General features: G+C 40.4%; 15 protein-coding genes and 1 pseudogene. 3 read left to right on the top strand and 13 right to left on the bottom strand.

Annotation, left to right across the window (positions count from 1 at the left end):
• Nucleotides 1-48 precede the first annotated feature (48 nt).
• The 3 genes from ACFIKQ_RS03635 to ACFIKQ_RS03625 all read right to left on the bottom strand — a co-directional run bounded on the left by ACFIKQ_RS03635 (nucleotide 49) and on the right by ACFIKQ_RS03625 (nucleotide 4,358).
• Entirely contained in the window at nucleotides 49-1,332 is a 1,284-nt protein-coding gene (locus tag ACFIKQ_RS03635; protein ID WP_375656040.1) for an NAD(P)/FAD-dependent oxidoreductase, read from the bottom strand.
• A gap of 11 nt (nucleotides 1,333-1,343) precedes the next feature.
• Nucleotides 1,344-2,771 (bottom strand): glutamine synthetase family protein, encoded by a 1,428-nt coding sequence (locus ACFIKQ_RS03630; RefSeq protein WP_375635802.1) that lies wholly within the window; start codon nucleotides 2,769-2,771, stop codon nucleotides 1,344-1,346.
• An 891-nt stretch (nucleotides 2,772-3,662) separates the two neighbouring features.
• Nucleotides 3,663-4,358 (bottom strand): hypothetical protein, encoded by a 696-nt coding sequence (locus tag ACFIKQ_RS03625; RefSeq protein WP_375655959.1) that lies wholly within the window; start codon nucleotides 4,356-4,358, stop codon nucleotides 3,663-3,665.
• 338 nt (nucleotides 4,359-4,696) lie between these two features.
• Between ACFIKQ_RS03625 and ACFIKQ_RS03620 the strand changes: the two genes are divergently transcribed.
• Complete coding sequence (locus ACFIKQ_RS03620; RefSeq protein ID WP_375635804.1) at nucleotides 4,697-6,118, top strand: coproporphyrinogen-III oxidase family protein; 1,422 nt, start codon at nucleotides 4,697-4,699, stop codon at nucleotides 6,116-6,118.
• A gap of 10 nt (nucleotides 6,119-6,128) precedes the next feature.
• Nucleotides 6,129-7,349 carry an MFS transporter gene (locus ACFIKQ_RS03615; protein ID WP_375655957.1) on the top strand — a complete coding sequence of 407 codons (1,221 nt, stop codon included), beginning with the start codon at nucleotides 6,129-6,131 and terminating at the stop codon, nucleotides 7,347-7,349.
• 48 nt (nucleotides 7,350-7,397) lie between these two features.
• On the opposite strand, the gene ACFIKQ_RS03610 is transcribed toward ACFIKQ_RS03615, so the two are convergent.
• The gene (locus tag ACFIKQ_RS03610) at nucleotides 7,398-7,523 is read right to left on the bottom strand and encodes a hypothetical protein (RefSeq protein ID WP_274532013.1); all 126 of its coding nucleotides are present in this window, start codon (nucleotides 7,521-7,523) and stop codon (nucleotides 7,398-7,400) included.
• 576 nt (nucleotides 7,524-8,099) lie between these two features.
• Here ACFIKQ_RS03610 and ACFIKQ_RS03605 point away from each other — a divergent pair.
• On the top strand, nucleotides 8,100-8,279 hold the full coding sequence (locus ACFIKQ_RS03605) for a hypothetical protein (protein ID WP_375628256.1): 180 nt from the start codon (nucleotides 8,100-8,102) through the stop codon (nucleotides 8,277-8,279).
• A gap of 27 nt (nucleotides 8,280-8,306) precedes the next feature.
• On the opposite strand, the pseudogene ACFIKQ_RS03600 reads toward ACFIKQ_RS03605, so the two are convergent.
• From ACFIKQ_RS03600 to ACFIKQ_RS03560, 9 genes and pseudogenes are all read right to left on the bottom strand, one after another.
• Nucleotides 8,307-8,584, bottom strand: a pseudogene (locus tag ACFIKQ_RS03600) (hypothetical protein).
• Nucleotides 8,585-8,823: 239 nt separating this feature from the next.
• Nucleotides 8,824-8,982 (bottom strand): hypothetical protein, encoded by a 159-nt coding sequence (locus ACFIKQ_RS03595; protein ID WP_375638737.1) that lies wholly within the window; start codon nucleotides 8,980-8,982, stop codon nucleotides 8,824-8,826.
• Nucleotides 8,983-9,119: 137 nt separating this feature from the next.
• Complete coding sequence (locus ACFIKQ_RS03590; RefSeq protein ID WP_375655955.1) at nucleotides 9,120-10,370, bottom strand: MFS transporter; 1,251 nt, start codon at nucleotides 10,368-10,370, stop codon at nucleotides 9,120-9,122.
• A gap of 286 nt (nucleotides 10,371-10,656) precedes the next feature.
• Nucleotides 10,657-10,803: a hypothetical protein gene (locus ACFIKQ_RS03585; RefSeq protein WP_375655953.1), complete on the bottom strand. Its 147-nt coding sequence runs from the start codon at nucleotides 10,801-10,803 to the stop codon at nucleotides 10,657-10,659.
• A 385-nt stretch (nucleotides 10,804-11,188) separates the two neighbouring features.
• Nucleotides 11,189-11,329 (bottom strand): hypothetical protein, encoded by a 141-nt coding sequence (locus ACFIKQ_RS03580; protein ID WP_375655951.1) that lies wholly within the window; start codon nucleotides 11,327-11,329, stop codon nucleotides 11,189-11,191.
• The gene (locus ACFIKQ_RS03575) at nucleotides 11,326-12,585 is read right to left on the bottom strand and encodes an MATE family efflux transporter (RefSeq protein WP_375655949.1); all 1,260 of its coding nucleotides are present in this window, start codon (nucleotides 12,583-12,585) and stop codon (nucleotides 11,326-11,328) included. Before ACFIKQ_RS03575 ends, ACFIKQ_RS03580 begins: the two co-directional genes overlap by 4 nt.
• 558 nt (nucleotides 12,586-13,143) lie before the next feature.
• Nucleotides 13,144-13,950 (bottom strand): hypothetical protein, encoded by an 807-nt coding sequence (locus ACFIKQ_RS03570; RefSeq protein ID WP_375656039.1) that lies wholly within the window; start codon nucleotides 13,948-13,950, stop codon nucleotides 13,144-13,146.
• 896 nt (nucleotides 13,951-14,846) lie between these two features.
• A complete protein-coding gene (locus ACFIKQ_RS03565; protein WP_375655947.1) occupies nucleotides 14,847-16,349 on the bottom strand; it encodes a DEAD/DEAH box helicase family protein in 1,503 nt (500 codons plus the stop codon).
• 272 nt (nucleotides 16,350-16,621) lie between these two features.
• Nucleotides 16,622-17,536, bottom strand: coding sequence for a hypothetical protein (locus ACFIKQ_RS03560; RefSeq protein WP_375635815.1), 915 nt, complete (start codon nucleotides 17,534-17,536; stop codon nucleotides 16,622-16,624).
• Nucleotides 17,537-17,538: the final 2 nt, after the last annotated feature.

Genomic DNA, 17,538 nt, shown 5'->3' with positions numbered 1-17,538 from the left:
AGATACTAAAGAAGCCATTAATTTGCTTCATTTCAAGCAATGTTTCCATCAAAAACGATCCATTAAAGAAAACCAACGCATTGCTAAAAATATAAGCGGATAACGCAAAACTCTTCCCCCCGGAAAAGATGAAATCTTCAAGTCTTGGAAATAGGAAAAACGTTCATATTTTCCAGTCAACCATTCTGCGTATAATTTTCCTATGAAAGGAGCCAGCATAACGCCATGCCCTGAATAACCACCACAATAAGTCATCCTTGAGAAAAGTTGTCGAACATAGGGCATGCGCTCAATTGTAATGGCAACCGTTGCTCCCCAACAATGGCTTAAATTGATAGAGTGTAATTGAGGATAAACTTCAGCAATTTGCCGTTTTATACGTTCATCTAAATTTAAAGGATGTTTATTATCATAACTTTCTACGCCACCAAATAAGAGACGATTATCAACGCTTTTGCGAAAATAGCGAACCATAAAACGGGAATCATCAACCGATTCCCCGCCTGCGAGAATTGAACTGTGCTTTGGTAATGGGTCCGTTGCTCCAATATAAGAACGAATAGAAACAATATTTTTTTCAATAAAACGCTCCAGACCAAGTTTATACCCATTTGTTGCAAGTAACACATGCTCTGCTGTTACACTGCCTTTTTCTGTTATCACTTTCCAATGGGCTCCCGTGCGCCTTACGGTCGTTACTTGTGACTTCTCATAAAGCTTAGCACCAACATCTTTAGCTTTTTTTGCCAATCCAATAATCAATTTTAAGGGATTTATATGGCCGGTATCCGCATCATAAATACCACCACAATAAAAAGACGATCCAAGTCGCCTAGATGTTTCTGCCCTATCCATAAAAGTAAGCGCATGATAGCCATAACGCTGCATCACCTCAATATGCCGTTGATAAGAGAGAAGCTCACGCCTTTTATGTGTCACAGAAAGCTGTCCTCCTATCAAATCACACGAACAATTAGGCATCGCGCATAAAGATAAAATATCTCTTTTAGCTTCTTCTGCTAAATCAAACAGAGCCTTACTTCGCTCAAAACCATACTTTTTTTCTAATGTTTCTACCCATTGCCGTTGCCCTGTTCCCAGCTGTCCACCATTGCGCCCTGAAGCACCATCACCAAAACGTGATGCTTCAAATAAAACAACATCTACTCCAGCCTTGACTAAATGATAAGCAGCCGACAGACCCGTAAATCCGCCTCCAATAATGACCACATCACACTGTCTGTTTTCACAAAAAGAAGGATAAGAGGGACGTTCTTTTAAAGTATCTTCATACCAAGAAATTCCTGGAGAAATTGAATTATAATCAATCATCGTCATAAAATTTAAACATTCAGCAGAAGATATTCACGCTCCCACGGACTAATTACTTCCATGAAAGTTTCAAACTCTTGTCGTTTGATTGCAGCATAAGTACTGACAAACACATCCCCTAAAATAGCACGTATCGCTGTATCTTGTTCAAACAAATTGACTGCCTCAATGAGTCCACGCGGTAACTCAATATTATCAGCGTTTACATTATTTGTTGCTGGCTCATCCGGCTCAATTTTTTGTTGCAAACCAATAAGACCACACGCTAGAGAAGCTGCAAGGGCTAAATAGGGATTCGCATCTGATGAAGGAAGTCTATTCTCAACACGCCGCGCTTGAGGAGCAGAACGGGGAACTCGAAAAGCTGTAGTACGATTATCATATCCCCATCTCAAATTAACAGGAGCCGAATTATCAGGGACAAGACGTCGATAAGAATTCACATAAGGCGCAAGCATCACAAGTACCCCTGGCATATGTTTTTGCAATCCACCAATAAAATGGCGAAAACAGATACTTTCTTCACCATTTTCCTGTGTAAAAATATTCATACCGGTTTTCTTATCAACAACCGATTGGTGAATATGCATAGCAGAACCCGGCTGCCCTTGAATGGGTTTTGCCATAAAAGTTGCATACATATTATGTTTTAGTGCAGCTTCACGAATTGTTCGTTTAAACATAAAAACTTGATCCGCTAATTCAATAGGATCACCATGACGTAAATTGATTTCAAACTGACCTGCTCCTTCTTCATGAATGAGGGTATCAATTTCCAATCCTTGTGCCTCTGAAAAATGATAAATATCATCAATCAAATCATCAAATTCATTCACACCGGCAATGGAATACCCCTGTCCACCACCAATTGAACGCCCAGAACGACCAACCGGTGGAACTAACGGATAATCAGGATCGGGATTTTTTTGTACCAAATAAAACTCAATTTCTGGTGAAACAACAGGGCTTAAACCCATTTTTGTGTAAAAATGAACTACCGTTCGTAAAACATTGCGTGGTGTGTAATCCACAACCTGACCATTTTGATACACAAGATCACAAATCACCTGTGCTGTGGGAGCATCTTCCCATGGAACAATGCTTAACGTAGAAAGATCAGGCTCAAGGCGTAAATCACCATCTGCTTTAGGATATTCAAAACCATGACCATCTTCAGGATAATCCCCTGAAATTGTTGCCATAAAAACTGCTGAAGGCAATGCCAATGATGTTTCCGATGTAAATTTTTTAGAAAGCATCATCTTGCCCCGTGGTACCCCTGCTTGATCAGGCGTAATACATTCAATATCCTCTACCTTACGGAAAGCAAGCCATTGTGAAACTTGTTCCCAATTGCGCACACCACGTAAACTTTTGAGAAAACGAGAGACAGGTTTAAAATTTTTACTTTTCGTTTGTTTACCATTTTTTACAGCCATAACATACCAACTTTACAAACAATCAAGTTCTATTCTTATAGTATCAGCCCCTGCATAAACGACACGAAAAAAAATTATCAACTGATATTTTTGAAGAATACTATAAGATCTATCAAGGTAAAAGAACTTTACGCTCAACAAGCTATCCTATCACCATAGTGAAAAAGTTGATATTGCACGCGATACATCGGTGCGAACCTTCTTCTTATATAAAACAGCGAGAAATACCATATTGTACGTAACCTAATTCCGATTCAAATAATCATATATAAGCAAACATTGGCGAGAATAATAAAGGCGAGATATTTAATTTCCTTTTGGTTGTAGTAATGCTTAATTAAAAGAAAAGAAACTTTTCTTTTAATATGAAGCAAGTTTTGTAACTCTATTGTTATCCACATAGAAGTAAACACCCTAGGATGGTGAGTAGCCTTTACAGCTAGTGCTTACAAACACTCACCCCGCCGTAATATGCGTAAATGTATTTTCAGGACAAGACATACGCTTAGCATTTCCGACATGAAACTTAACCATCCCCTGCATAATAGAGCTATCAACCTTGTTCTGAGCGGATACTTATAGACTCTGCACTTATATCAATTCCCACCGCTTGACATTGCACTTCGCACACAATATTTAGGGCTGAAAATACAGTAGAGCATACCAAATCCAATAGATAGGATTTTTTGCTAATTGCGCCATGCGGGATCCAACATTTGATAGTCTCCAGCCCACTAGGAGGTTTGTTATTTATATCTAAAAAGCCAAAAAATCAGGATATGAGAACACAATAATATCAAGTTCCTTTGAACTAACGTCTTTCATCGTCGATCTTCCACCATCGTAAAATCTTTTTTGTATCAGTTGCTTTCACATACTTTGACTTATGATCTAGTGATACTGTGTAGATTGAGTACACATCCCCAGAGCCCAGATTGTAATTAAGTTCGTACCATTCTGCTCTTTTATAGAGCTAATATTTGAAAATAAATAACCATGATCTTCAGATATAATACGCCTAGGTTCAATAATTACCGTAAGCTTATATAAATCACAACCCAATTGTGATAATGCCTCATAAATTTTACGAGGGTATTCGTCATTGACCGTCACGGCATCGCAGAACGCTGTGGAAGTCGGATATCCCCCGCCTAGACTGATAAAACTTTTTTGATCCTTCAATGCGTAAATATCCTTTCCAGCCTTAGTTAAGGTGGATACTATTAACTCAGTCGAATTCAAATGAGAGCCCACATGCAAAGGCACCCCATTAAGCCTAATCCTATTGGATTCTAGCAAAGATAATGCGGCAAGTAACTCCGCCGCAGTCATACCAAAACGCAATCTATCCCCGTTTGCCAGTACATGGCACAATCTCAATGAGATTTTAGGCAATATGTCAAAATGGCGGGCAAGAGTGATGATGTCATGTAATTCGATAATATTATCACACTGGACATTTATATGTTTTCTAATAGATAATTCTATCTCTTCTCGAAGTTTTACAGGGGTATTAAAAAATATATCTCTACCTTTAAAACCATCTTTTTGCGCTAATGATATTTCATAATCAGACGCAAATTCCAAGTCCCAGCAACATAACAATGATGCCCCGCACGTCCATTAAAATACCCTGCTTTTTCTCGCCCTAGGCATTCATAGCCCGACCACGTAAAACAGGATACCAATTACAATATCAGACCATAAGGCTGCAAGAGAAAGTTCTTTTATATTTTTATCTTTAGATTGCCTCTTAAACAAGCGAGCCTGTTCATATAATAAGTTATATGTATTATACATATAACTTCTACAAAAGGAGGATTCATTATGTTCCGTGAAAATCTTTGGTAATACACTCGGGTGATTGGATCACCAGTCGCCCGTCAATAATATAGTGCAAGTTAAGAAATTGGGGGAGGTAAGCTATGCAACTCGTGGATCATCCTTTTGTGAAGTTCGATCAACTCAAGCCGATTTACGACTTCACATATCCGTTATTTCGCACTATTTTAAATGAATTTTACGATTACATAGACTTTAATAAACTAGCGCAAAGTAAGCAGATTCCACAAGCGCGTACCATTTCTCTTTATTTGCATATTCCCTTTTGCGAAACCATCTGTTCCTTCTGTCCCTTTCAGAAAGGGGCCTACAAGCACGTTAAGCAAATCGAATCTTATATGTCAGCGCTTACCACAGAGATCAGAACCAAAGGAAATTTCATTCGCTCGCTTAGAGGGCCCATCCGCAGCATCTATATAGGGGGCGGCACACCGTCGCTTTTGTCCGCAGATAATATCCGACACATCGGAAAAGTATTGCATGGCGAATTTGAGCTCTCTTCCTTAACCGAGTTTACACTGGAAAGCGAACCGAAGAGCGTCACACGTGATAAACTTTATGCTGCCCGTGAGATCGGCGTTAACCGGATCAGCTTCGGTATACAGAGTTTCATTGAGCGTTTCCGATCATTGTTTAACCTCACCTCAACACGTGAACAAATCAACAATACCGTGGCTTGGTCACAAGAGATCATTGGACATGTCGGTTTCGACCTACTATATGGCATGCACAGCCAGCAAGCCGAAAAACTATTATACGATTTGAAGCAAGCCAGCGAGATTCATCCTGAAACAATCAACCTCTATGCAATCAACAATCTGGCTATCACGTCGCAACTGCATAAGTCTTACGCACAAAAAGGGCTAAAGCCATCCAGCCTACAGCATCGACAGATGCTTCGCTTATTTAGCGACATCGTTATGCGCAGCTGCAGCTATGCGCCGTGTAATGGGCATTCCTATATCAAAATTGCCAATAACACTCCTCTAACGCTCGCTAAAACGAGTTCAGCTAATTATTTCCGCTATCACAAATATTTGCATGGTTATCATGACGATTATGTGGTTGGCTTCGGGGCGTCAGCACTGTCGGTTCTCGGCTCACTCGTCACACGAACCAATCCCTGTCGAAGCGGATACATTACCGACATACAACTTAAAGGCAAATCCAAAGTATACTACAATTGGGTATCAGCGGAGCAACAAGCCTCCAAGGCTTTGTGTATGCGGCTACCTTATAACGGTTATGCCAAAAAAGAAAGAATTGACTGGACCGCACTCCCCTCTTTCGTTTACAATAACCTACAACAGCTCATAGGTGCAGGTCTCATCGCAGAAAGTGATAACAATCTCCAGCTGACTCAGCGTGGTTGGCAATGGTATTCCAACCTTATGTATTTTCTTCTACCTCAGGCAGATGGGAATATCTTGGACGGCTATGTCTCAAACATGCTGAATACAACCGCCGTACTTGATGGACCTGCGGAAATCTGTGTGGCATCTTAAGGAGAAAAGAATGTTCACTCCTTTTGCCAATAAGAACATACGCTATTTTTGCCTAACCGTTAGTCTGCTCGCCTTACTCAGCGGTGCTTTGCGCACTGCCATCCCGCTATTAGCAAGACAATCTGGATATGGCGTAGTCGGAGTAAGTTGGGCGCAAGGTCTCTTCTCATTAGCGTGGCCAATTTTCGGAATCCTTGCAGGCACTTTACTTGATCGCTGCGACAAAATAAAACTTGCCACCTCGGCTCTCCTCATCTTCATGCTACTGCATATTGTACTGTTCGTACTGCTCATGATACAGATTGCTCCAGCCGAACAAATTTTCTTCTATGCAACCATTGCTGGATTCATCGTCGTTTCTGCCGAAGCTTATATAATGACGATTCCACCACTTATCATGGAGGGAGAGCGATTGATGACCTTCTACTCAATTGTCTTGTTTTTAGATTTCGGGGTCTCCTATTTTCTTGCCCCTGTCATAACAAGCAGCATTTTAGCGCATAGCACACTGCTATTTCTTGGCCTGTTAATCGTGCTTTTTATCACATTGATTTTTACCGCTCGCCATACTGTTCCGACATCGCCAACACCTGATAAAGAAAACATCACTTTTCGTTATATCATTGCCGGCTTTCGTTTTATTTTTTCAAATCGGCATCTTACCTCCCTTACATTACTCACATTCTTTCTATCGGTAGTATTTGGAGCATTCCTAACCTCGTTCATCTTCTTCGTTACCGACGGTCGGTATCTGGGCCTACATAGCAGCCAATATGGCGTGATGTTTGCAGCCTACGCGCTTGGTACAATGGCAGGTGCCCTATTTGCACCACATATACGCTATGCACCGGTGCGCCTAGCTGTTCTCACTGACGGTTTAGGGACGGTTATCTTGCTGCTGGTTCCAGCCTTTTCAAAAAGTGCTGTCGTCGTATGGGGCGTCACCTTTATCGCTGGCGTTGGAGCAAGCTTATGGTTTATTGGTGTTACCGCCTTCAGGCAGCGCCTCACACCAAAACAACTTCTCGGGCGAGCTAATTCTGCTTTTCGGGTGATCGGCTATGCTGGAATGCCGGTCGGAAGCTTTTTGGTCGGCGTCTTTGGTTCTTTTATATCATTGCAGTTTGCTGCCGCCTTTATCGCTGGACTACTATTGGTGGCTATCGCGATAACGCTTCCATTTCTTTGGCAGGCTGATCATATAGACACACCCAACCCTGCCACGAGGTAACAGCTGCCTTTTAAAAAAGACACGGTCAAAAAAGGCACACATACCCTATTACGCAATCGATTGACCTGTTCTTTGGACGAGGAAATTATAACCGTAATGGCTAATAGAGCCAGAGGCAATAATGGAAGCAGCTAAACAAGCGTTAAAGGCAAAATAGCCCCTTTTACGTTGCATTGGGCGATGATCTCAACGCCTATATGAAGGATGCAGAGAGCTTATAGCGTACGGAGCACAATTCTTAACTAAAAACTCCGCCCTAGCAATACCCACTTATACTCCAATTAATCTGTCACCCGCTGGACATCAAATGCCTCACCCCTTTACTGCTCCTCAAAATACATTTTGCTGCACTTACGCGCCGTATTCTTCCTTTGTAATTAAAAGAGCAGCCCTCCTTTCCTAATTTAAGATCTCTGTCTACAAAACGCAGCAACAGATGCGACCATATATGCAATCACGCCTTAGGACCTGCATAGTAGAAAGCTTAGTTCAAGAGATTCATAAAGCCTATATCCCAATAAATTTACCACCCAATTCACCTTTTAAAAGGGCGGCTTTATATAAACCGTTAGAGCAAGCTATGAAATCCTTAGGTGTATTAGAAATAATTGGCGGTTTTACCTCAGACCAATGTTGATTGACTTTTACTCGTGCATATACGCAAGCGGTGCTACTCTTTTCTCAGATAGAAAGGACATAATCGTTACCATCTGACCTATTATTGTTTGAAAATAAAGAAAAAGTATCAGTGTGACTGATGATATTGAAGAGCTATCTCATTATGTGGCTGTACTTAATTACGGCATTGGGAAGCTAGACACGCAATCACCCATTTCTGCGCGCCTTCTGCATGATATTCATAAGATTTTATTACGCGGTAAACGGGGTACGTCCAAAAGCCTTGGCGAATTTCGCAAAGCACAAAATTAGCTTGGCGGTACGCAACTAAAGACAGCGTCATTCGTGCCGCCCGCTCCTACCACAGCCCCCCACTTTCTCTACCACCATCCCCCGCTTAGAATCGCGCCAACTCATTACCAGAGCCTCGTCAAACACCACACCAGTCTCAAGGGCGATAAAATGCGCCTTGCCGCATTTAATCTTCAGCATTTCTTTAAGGCACAAATCAAACTCGCTATTCGTTCCTTTTGTTTCCAGTACAAAATAAAGCTTTTGCGCGCCTTCTCACTCTTAAACACCCCAAAATCCGGCGTGTAAGAGCCTATGAGCGTCATGATTTTAAAGCTCCTTGGCAATTAAAAAAATAATTTTACTTCGGAGGCATTATCATTAATTTTGCGCAAATTCTTTCTCAATTATAAACCACATGATCATTACACTCTTCTCACTCACCAGAGCTGTACGCTCTAAATTCGCCAAAAGTTAGCTACTTGCAAAACATTCTTGCACACTATAGTCTTGGCCAGCTAGTTTTAAATATTTAATACCAGCAATAGTAAAATTGACATACGCTTTATCGAGGATTTCCTCCGCGCACTCTAAAAAAGCTTGCGTTTTTTGCAAAATCTAATACGCGCCCACTATTTAGCAAAACATCAATATCACAAGCTTCTTGATATGCTCGTTCGCGATATTTCTGGCTAATAGCCGCACAATCATTTGGCGCATTCAAATCGGTAAGCATCTCTACTAAAAACGATGGACAGCTATTAATTTCGACTCAATCCATATAAGATGACCCACACACTATTTTTTCCTGTGTCTTTATGTAAGTCATAGGCAAGTCCCTATTTAACAGTATCTTCACTTTCAAACCTTCTCGTCTTTTATTAACTTTTTATCAGCATAAAGCCAGGCCAAATTAAGCGGGATAATTAAACATATACAAAGCAAGGTGAAACAAAAAGCTGCTTCTATACAAACATTGTTCGCCAACCAACCAATCAGCACAAGCGCTAAAATACCAAAAATACGTGCAAGAAAACTAACAATGGATAAAACCGTATTTGCATTCTTTTGTTGAATATGTTTAAAAAATTCTGCTTCAAACTGCGTTACGGGGACAGAAAAAAAACTGTGAAATACGGTGAATAAAATAATGGGGGCCCAACTGTTTGCAACGAGAAGCAGAGCAAGCATAACAACAGCACTCAGGACTAGTGAGTACAAAGTTATCGCCATAGGAGCGTATTTTTGCATAAGATATTTAATTACAAAGCGATTAAATAAGTATTTTACGAGAGTATAAGACACAAAGCACAGGCCAAGAATAAGAATTTTAGTCTTTCCTGTTGCATTGTCTAATACTCCTGTTTGTCCCAAAATAAAAGGTTGCCAAAAATGAAATATTGGCTGCAATGCGGCAACAATAAAACCACATATCAATATATAATATAACCCGATTTTTGAGGTAACTAAATAAGCAAAAGCTTCTGTTGCATGCAACAAAGAACCTGAGTCTATTGGCTGACTATCCGAAACGGATGCAATACCTATCCCCGTCACCCGACTAAACAAGAATACAAGTACGAGAAATCCGAAAGAACAAAAATAATATGCCGACTGATAATTATCCATACACAAAACAATAAGAACACCTAGCGCACCAGCAACCGTATTCATGAATGCCGTTAGTTCCCGCTTATAGGCGTTTACTTGGTGGTAAATCAAACGACCCTTGTAACCACCGCCGTCGATTAAGCCTTTAATCCATGTGCTATCAGCGCCAGAACATAAAGCAAAGCCTAAAGCATAAATAATTTCTGCCGGAATTAAGACAGAAAGATTAGGCGCGTAGATACATAAAAAGAAGAAGAGCGAAAAAAAGAAACATGATAAGATAACATTTTGTTTAACGCCGATTTTATCTCCTAAAATCCCACAAGGCACTTCAAAAATACAAATAGCTACGCTAAACACAATTTGCAATAAAGCTAACTGTGTTATGCTAACGCCCATAGACAAGAAAAAAAAAGCATGGAAGGAACCTGTAATCAGCCGAACCCCACTCATTGCCGCACAGCCATAGAGCAACTTTTTAACTTCATAATTTATCGTCATTAATATATCCAAAGGCTATAAAGCTGCCAGCTTTATATATTCTAAAACCTCAATTCAGAAGGGAGCTTCGAGCAGCCATTTTCTGCTCACTTGCTCCGGCTTTGAGCACAGTAACATCACCCCGCTTAATTTGATTTTTTCAGTTGTTTATACATATTTTTAGTTTTCATAACTTTACCTCCTATATTAGAAGTGTGGATTGTAGCCACCTTTTGTCAATTTATTATCTTGATATAAAAAGTTTGGCTGTCCTCCCCGCGCTCACGTTAAGTATTTCATGCACCAATCATTCTGCAACAACCACCGCAGCACTTGGAAACTCATGCGCCGCTTCGGGCAAAGTACGCTTATATTCACGCCAATTTGTCACTGGCTGTGCACCACACTCAAAACCCATTTCAAGCGTCGCAAAATGCGTTTTGTTCGCTCTCATGCTCTAATACCGCCCAATCTGGTGTAAGAGCCAATTAGCGTTGCAATTTTAAAACTCCTTGGCAATTAAAAAATAATCTTACATCAGGGTCATTATCGAGATTTTGCACAAACTCTTTCTCAATACGATTCTCACAAATCACATGATCATAAACACTTTTCTCGTTGACTACCGCAAGCCATTTGTTTGCTTTTTCCGACATAATTTTACAGATGTGGAATCAATCTTATTACGATGCGCACATTCAGCGATTATTTTATCCTCTGCATTAGAGCCAAAAACACGAAAAATATGCAGTGGCTTCGGTAATAAATCCAGCCGCTCACTCAACCTACACGAAACGGTATTTCCTATCATCTTTGATCATATTCTACACCCTTATTATTTAAAATCTATACATTCCATCAGCAAGACATTCACAACGAGCCTGTACATCTTTGCTGTTAAGTCTCCATGTATGGAATTCATCCTCAAAATCATCTTTAGCCGAAGCAACTTGACATTGCAGTGCTTTTATAACACTCACTCCGCCCCAAACATAGGGTTGCGTTTTATTAAATAACCCACACGCATATAATTAAAGATAGAAACAATTAAGCTGGCACTAATCATGCCAAACCAATAACCAATAAAGCCATATTTTAAAAAATGTGCCATGAGCGCGCCCCCAAATAAGCCTATCCCCCAATAACTTATTGTTACAACAATGGTTGACCAAAACGTATCAAGCAAGCCCACAAGTATGCCATTGAGCATAGCTCCTAAAGTGCCAAAAGCAAAAGACAATAAAACAAACGGAAGCAACTCCCAAGAAAAAACAATAACGCGGACTGAAGAAATATCAAAGATGGTTGTAAGAATAAATTCATAAGAGAAATAAACAACCCCTGATAAAAACAAAACATAAGCGACAGTAAAAACTGTAACACTCATACGCAAATGTTTTAGAGTCATATGATTCCCATCTGCTCTATACCACGCTGCTATTGTTGCGGCTGCGCTGGAAATTCCCAAAGCTACCACAGAAATAAGCATATCGAGACGCATTCCTATCGTATGAGCAGCCAAAGCTTGAACCCCATAAGCCGTAATCATGAAGGCAATGACCGAAGGAAAGCCTTCCGCAATAAAAATACGTACACCAATGGGGAGCCCTACGCGCAGCAATTGTATTATTCGTGAAATCTCTAACTTTGGTCTCAAATAATTAAAGTGGAAGGAATGAAAAGTAGAATTGCGAGATAGAATTATTGCCACTGCAATAACAATCAAAATACGGATCAAACTACTCGCAATTCCAGCACCAAAGACACCGAAGCCGCTTTCAGGACCTATACCAAAAATAAGCAGCCAAGAGATAAGAAAATTCACGAGGATAGCAGTAAGCATAATCCAAGTTAAGGGCTTGGGATTACCAATTGCGGACAATAATCCGCGGCTATTCACATAAAGATAAAAAAACACCACTCCTATCGCAGCGCCCCTGTTATATTCCTGCGCTATATGAGCAATTGCCTCATCTTGACCAAGAAGACACAAAATATTCCTCGTATTGAGTAAAATAATAGCACTCACCATTCCAATCAAAAGGGAAAGCCATATTCCTTGATCAAACCATGCCTTCAATGCATATCTATCTTGTTTGCGAAAGCTTTCCGCAAGTTTTGGTGTAACCGCGGTAATAATCCCTAGTCCCAACAACATAACAAAACTAAACATACTCAGAGCCAACATTGTACCACTCAAGGCTTGAACGCCTAAATGTGCTACAAGCGGCTGCATCTGTGAAGGAAATCATCATTTGAGAGATAAACCCAACAGCCAGTGGCATGCCAAGAGAGAGCAATTGCTTCATCACAACAAACATTGGGAAATACCCTTCCATATTGAAGGGCGTATTAAGCCTAGATCTTTTAAACAAAACTGATTGATTTTTTCCGTCAAGTCTTTCCACCGCAAATCTTGTGTAAAGGATGCATAATGAGAACTCATTAAGCTAAGAGGAGATGCCCAGTTCTTAAAGGAGAAGCGCAATGCACCTTTGTTCGTTTTTTGGACTTCATGCCATGCATTTTTTGTACAACATTATGCCCCCAAGCACCGCATCATAAATATCATGCCAAGTCTCAACCAGAAAAGGGCTGATTTCTGACGCGTCAGACAACAAAGCTTAGGTAATTGCAACTTCCATAAACACTCTCCACGAATATTAATCTATCTTATTATTGCTTTTTGTTGCTTTTAAAATAGATCCTATCAAGTCCTTCACACTTTTAAATTCGTAAAATTTATTTCAAAAAAATATAACGCATTAGCCACAGGCCACTTATTCTCCCCACTTCATTCCGCGGCAACGAGTTCAGTACTTTTGGCGCCCTTGCCACCCCCTTCCGTCGCCGACATCCCACGCTTACATTCACGCCAACTTGTCACCGGCTGGTCGTTAAATGCAACGCTCGTTTGCAGTGCAGCAAAATGCGCTTTGCCGCATTTAATTTTCAGCATTTCTTTAAGGCGCAAATCAAACTCGCTGTTTGCCCCTTTTGTTTCCAGCACGAAGTAAAGCTTTTGTTCGCCATCCCGCTCTAAAAAGACCGCCCAATCAGGCGTATAAGAACCAATGGGAGTGGCTATTTTAAAACTTCTTGGCAGTTTAAAAAACAATCTGACTTCAGGATCTTTTTCAAGACTTTGTGCAAACTCTTTCTCCACACTGCTTTCATAAACCACATGATCATACACACTCTTCTCACTCACAACAGCTGTACGCTCTAAATTTGCCACAAGTTCTTCACTGGTAAAAAGCTCTTGCACACTATATTCTTTCCCGACCAGCTTTAAATATTTAATGCCATCAATTGTAAGATTAACATGGGTTTTATTGAGTATTTCTTCTATGCGCTCTAAAAAAGCTTGTGGATTTTTCACAAACTCATGCTCACGACCACTCTTTGTCAAAATACCAATAATTGTCTTTGCGGTTAATTTCAACTTTAAGGTCAGATAATGTACAATGTTCGGCAGTGCACACAAACTATAATCAAGCGTACTCTGCTTTAATAACTGCTCTTCATAGGTCACACCAGCACTATCCAGTTCTATCTCTGCTGTCTGATAAACCAAATGCGCGGGCGCAACTGGCGCCATTTTTTTCACTGCATCCACTGCTTTGGCAACAAACTCTGTACGATCAAGCTTTGCACGATAAGTGGTTTTTTTATTGATCTTCTCCCACAAGGACAAAAACTCGGGTGAAGCCACTGTTTGCTTTTTAAGCTTAACCCGCACCTCGCGCGCAGCATTAAGAATAATCGGCATGGCTTGGATCGCCTCTAGCGCCTGCAGCACAGCCTGCTTTTGCCCTTTACTAAAACGTTCACTTAAACCCAACGCCCCAGTCGCCCATTGCGCTTTTAATGTATCTGTGATTTTTCCTGCTGATGTAAGCAAGGCTTTTTCACGCAACTCAACCAATATATCAGCAGCCTCTTGCGAAGACAGAATCTTTGTTTCCGTCACAGCTGTCATATAAATCAGATCTTGCAGCGTCTCAACATTAATAAGCGCGCCCGCATCAGTTTTTTTCACAATTTCTTGACGCAATTCGCGTGGCATTTCCTCCGCCCCTATAGCTTCAAATTCGCTCGCCACTAAATCCTGATCTACTTTAATGACACCCGCCTCATCAATAAAATCTTTTGCAACAAGTATTTTAACAATTTTTTGTGCTTGTGGCACTTCCACTTTAGCGGCTACATATTTTACATCTTCATAAATACGGCCAACCAACTGCTCCATCTGCAATGTACCAAGTTTATAACCAATATCCGCCTCTAATTCTTTTTGCAATGTACTCACAAACTCAGCAAAGCTTTCATTCACCATGACATGCAGCACATTTATATCTTTATCTTCTACCTGTTCACCTTGTTGATTTACGCACAAACGCAAACCGCGACCAATCTTTTGCCGTGCAGTAAAATTCGATTTTTGCTCAATCAACATACACACTTGAAACACATTCGGATTATCCCAGCCTTCTCTCAAGGCCGAATGCGAAAAGATAAAACGCAAGGGGCATGCAAAAGATAATAACCACTCCTTATCGCGCATAATCGTGTTATAAGTGTCATCATCAGCTTGGCTGTCGCCCTTTGTATCCTTATACACGCCTTTCTTGTCTTGCGAGAAATAACCGCCGTGCACGTTTCGAACATTTTGCGCAAACTTAGTTCGCAAGAAGGCATATTTCTTTTTCGCCAACAGCTCTTCATAACATTCTTCAAACATACGCTCATAAAGTGCTGGCTCTTCATCATTGCTACGATATTTAGCCACCTCATCAATAAAAAAAGTGATAAAACTTTAATCCCTAAAGGCACAAGCCGCAATTCTTTATCTAAATGTGTTTCTATAGTGCGATAAATTTGCGCGCGTTTAAGCTCTATTGTATTCACATCACCAAGCGCGTGGCCAAATTTAACAATTTCAGTATCAGAAAACTCAACGGCTTCATCCCCCGCCATGCAATTGATACCCGAAACAATATAACCCCTATAAAACTCACGCCCGCCCGTAACACGATACAGATCATCGCCTTGTCTCACTGTAACTGTTTTGCGGCTCACAGTGCCATTCTTTCCCGCAATATCCAACTCTAAGCGCGCCTTAAAGCCATGTTTGTGTGATACGGATTTCAAGGCAATATAGGGACGGTTAAAATCTTGCTCTATCTGATTAGAAGAGACACAAATTTGCTTTACCAGTCCTTTTTGATAAGCATCAACAGGTGTTAAACGATATAAAAGATTAATCTCATCTTTATGCGTGGCACTATAGCGAAAAACACAAAGCGGGTTAAGGCTTGCAATAGCCTCCTTCGCTTTTGCTGTATTATCCACCGATTGCGGTTCATCTATGATCACAATCGGATTTGTGTCTTGGATATAGCGCATAGCACTTTCGCCATTCAGTCTATCTTGCGGAAGGTTGATAATATTTTCTGCTTTTTTAAATGCATCAATATTGATAATCATAATTTCAATATTGGTAGAGCTTGCAAATTGGCGAATTTGCGAAAGATCTTTTGAATTATAAATAAAATAACGATAGGGCAGATTATCAAACTCTGCTTGAAAATGCTCCCTTGTTACCTGAAGTGATTTATATACCCCTTCGCGAATAGCAACACTTGGTACGACAATAATAAATTTGGTAAAGCCATAGCGTTGATTTAACTCAAAAATCGTCTTGCTGTAAACATAAGTTTTGCCTGTTCCCGTTTCCATCTCAATAGAAAACTGCTTTTGCTCTAGCGTCTTACTCGCCAAGAGTTTATTGTTCTGTTGCACCTCTTGTAAATTTGCTAATATGCTTTCATCACTAATTAATAATTGATTACCATAACCAAATTCATTTAACGCTAATTGTCCTTGTTCTGAATGCAAGAAAATAGAAGAATTCCGTTGTGGTTGGCCTTTAAACAAATCAATGACGCTTTTAACCGCATCATTTTGAAATTCTTGTTGTTTAAATTTAAGTTTCATATCGCCGCCTCAAGATTCCCATCTTCAATCTCATGGAGGATAATAGAAAGGAGAACACTAGAAAGTTACATGATAGCATATTTGCAAACTCCCATATGCGCGTGGCCAGTGGCACACCCTCCCCCCAATTAGTGCAGAAATGACGTCGCTCTTGGTACTGGACGCGTTACGTCGGTGCTAACCTTCTCTATTTTTTTGCAGAACAGAAAGCGCGTATCAGGCTCTCTAGCCATACTTAGAGTACGCAAAGTTATTCATCACTCTACAACACTTTAAGCGCGCAATTTTATGTTTTGTATTAAAGGATTTTTGCTTTCAAAATATACGAACAACATCACACAAAGTAGAATAAACAAGCTGCCCCCAACATTAAACCAAACCTTCTCTGTAACCAGCACTGTTGCACCGAAACAGTTAACAATAGCGTGGACAAAAAAAGGCGCACACGCATAAAATTTAGAGCGCGTAACAACACCACGATACGCCAAGCATGTATTGAAAATATGCATGAGTATGACGCTTATCAAAGCACACAAAAAAATACTCGCTTGCGTCCAGGAATAAAAAATTACATACTCATTGGCTAATAAGCTAGATCGAATAGGCCAACCATTATAAACAAGGAAAGGCCCTAGCGCCTTATGAACTAATTCGCATAAACCCCAGCCTATGCCAATATTCAGCGGCAAACGCCACAACAAACTAGGCGAGCACCGATAAAACTTAGTAACTAACCAACGACGCATAGCTTCTTCTGCTACAACAAAAAAAACCGAAAATGTTAAAAATAAAAAAACAAGCGCCAGCCCCTGCTCTGCACGACTCTTGGTTTCAACAATACTCATCATATAAAGCGTTTTTATTACAGATTGCTCCCAAAAAGCAATAAACCCGCCAGCAATGCAGCTAGCAACAAACCATCCCACAGCACCAGCGACAACCAATTTGAACTTCAGAAAATGATGAAACACACATAGAAGAAAAACAACGCCAAGCACTTGCAGTAAACGTAAGGCATCAAGTTTATGTTCTGTTTCCGAGTAACGCCATACTAACAGAACAATCACCCCAAAAACTATGCCGCTCAACAGCACATTTATCCAACTAAATGTAGAGCGAAAAAAATTATAAATGACAGCGCCATAAATAAGGCCTGCGAGAAGCGAAGTAATAAATAAAACCAACATTA

This window comes from Bartonella sp. MR63HLJHH, assembly GCF_042194155.1.
Classification (GTDB): Bacteria; Pseudomonadota; Alphaproteobacteria; order Rhizobiales; family Rhizobiaceae; genus Bartonella; species Bartonella grahamii.
Note: the sequence above shows the minus strand (reverse complement) of the source record. Positions and strands in the feature narration are given on the sequence as shown.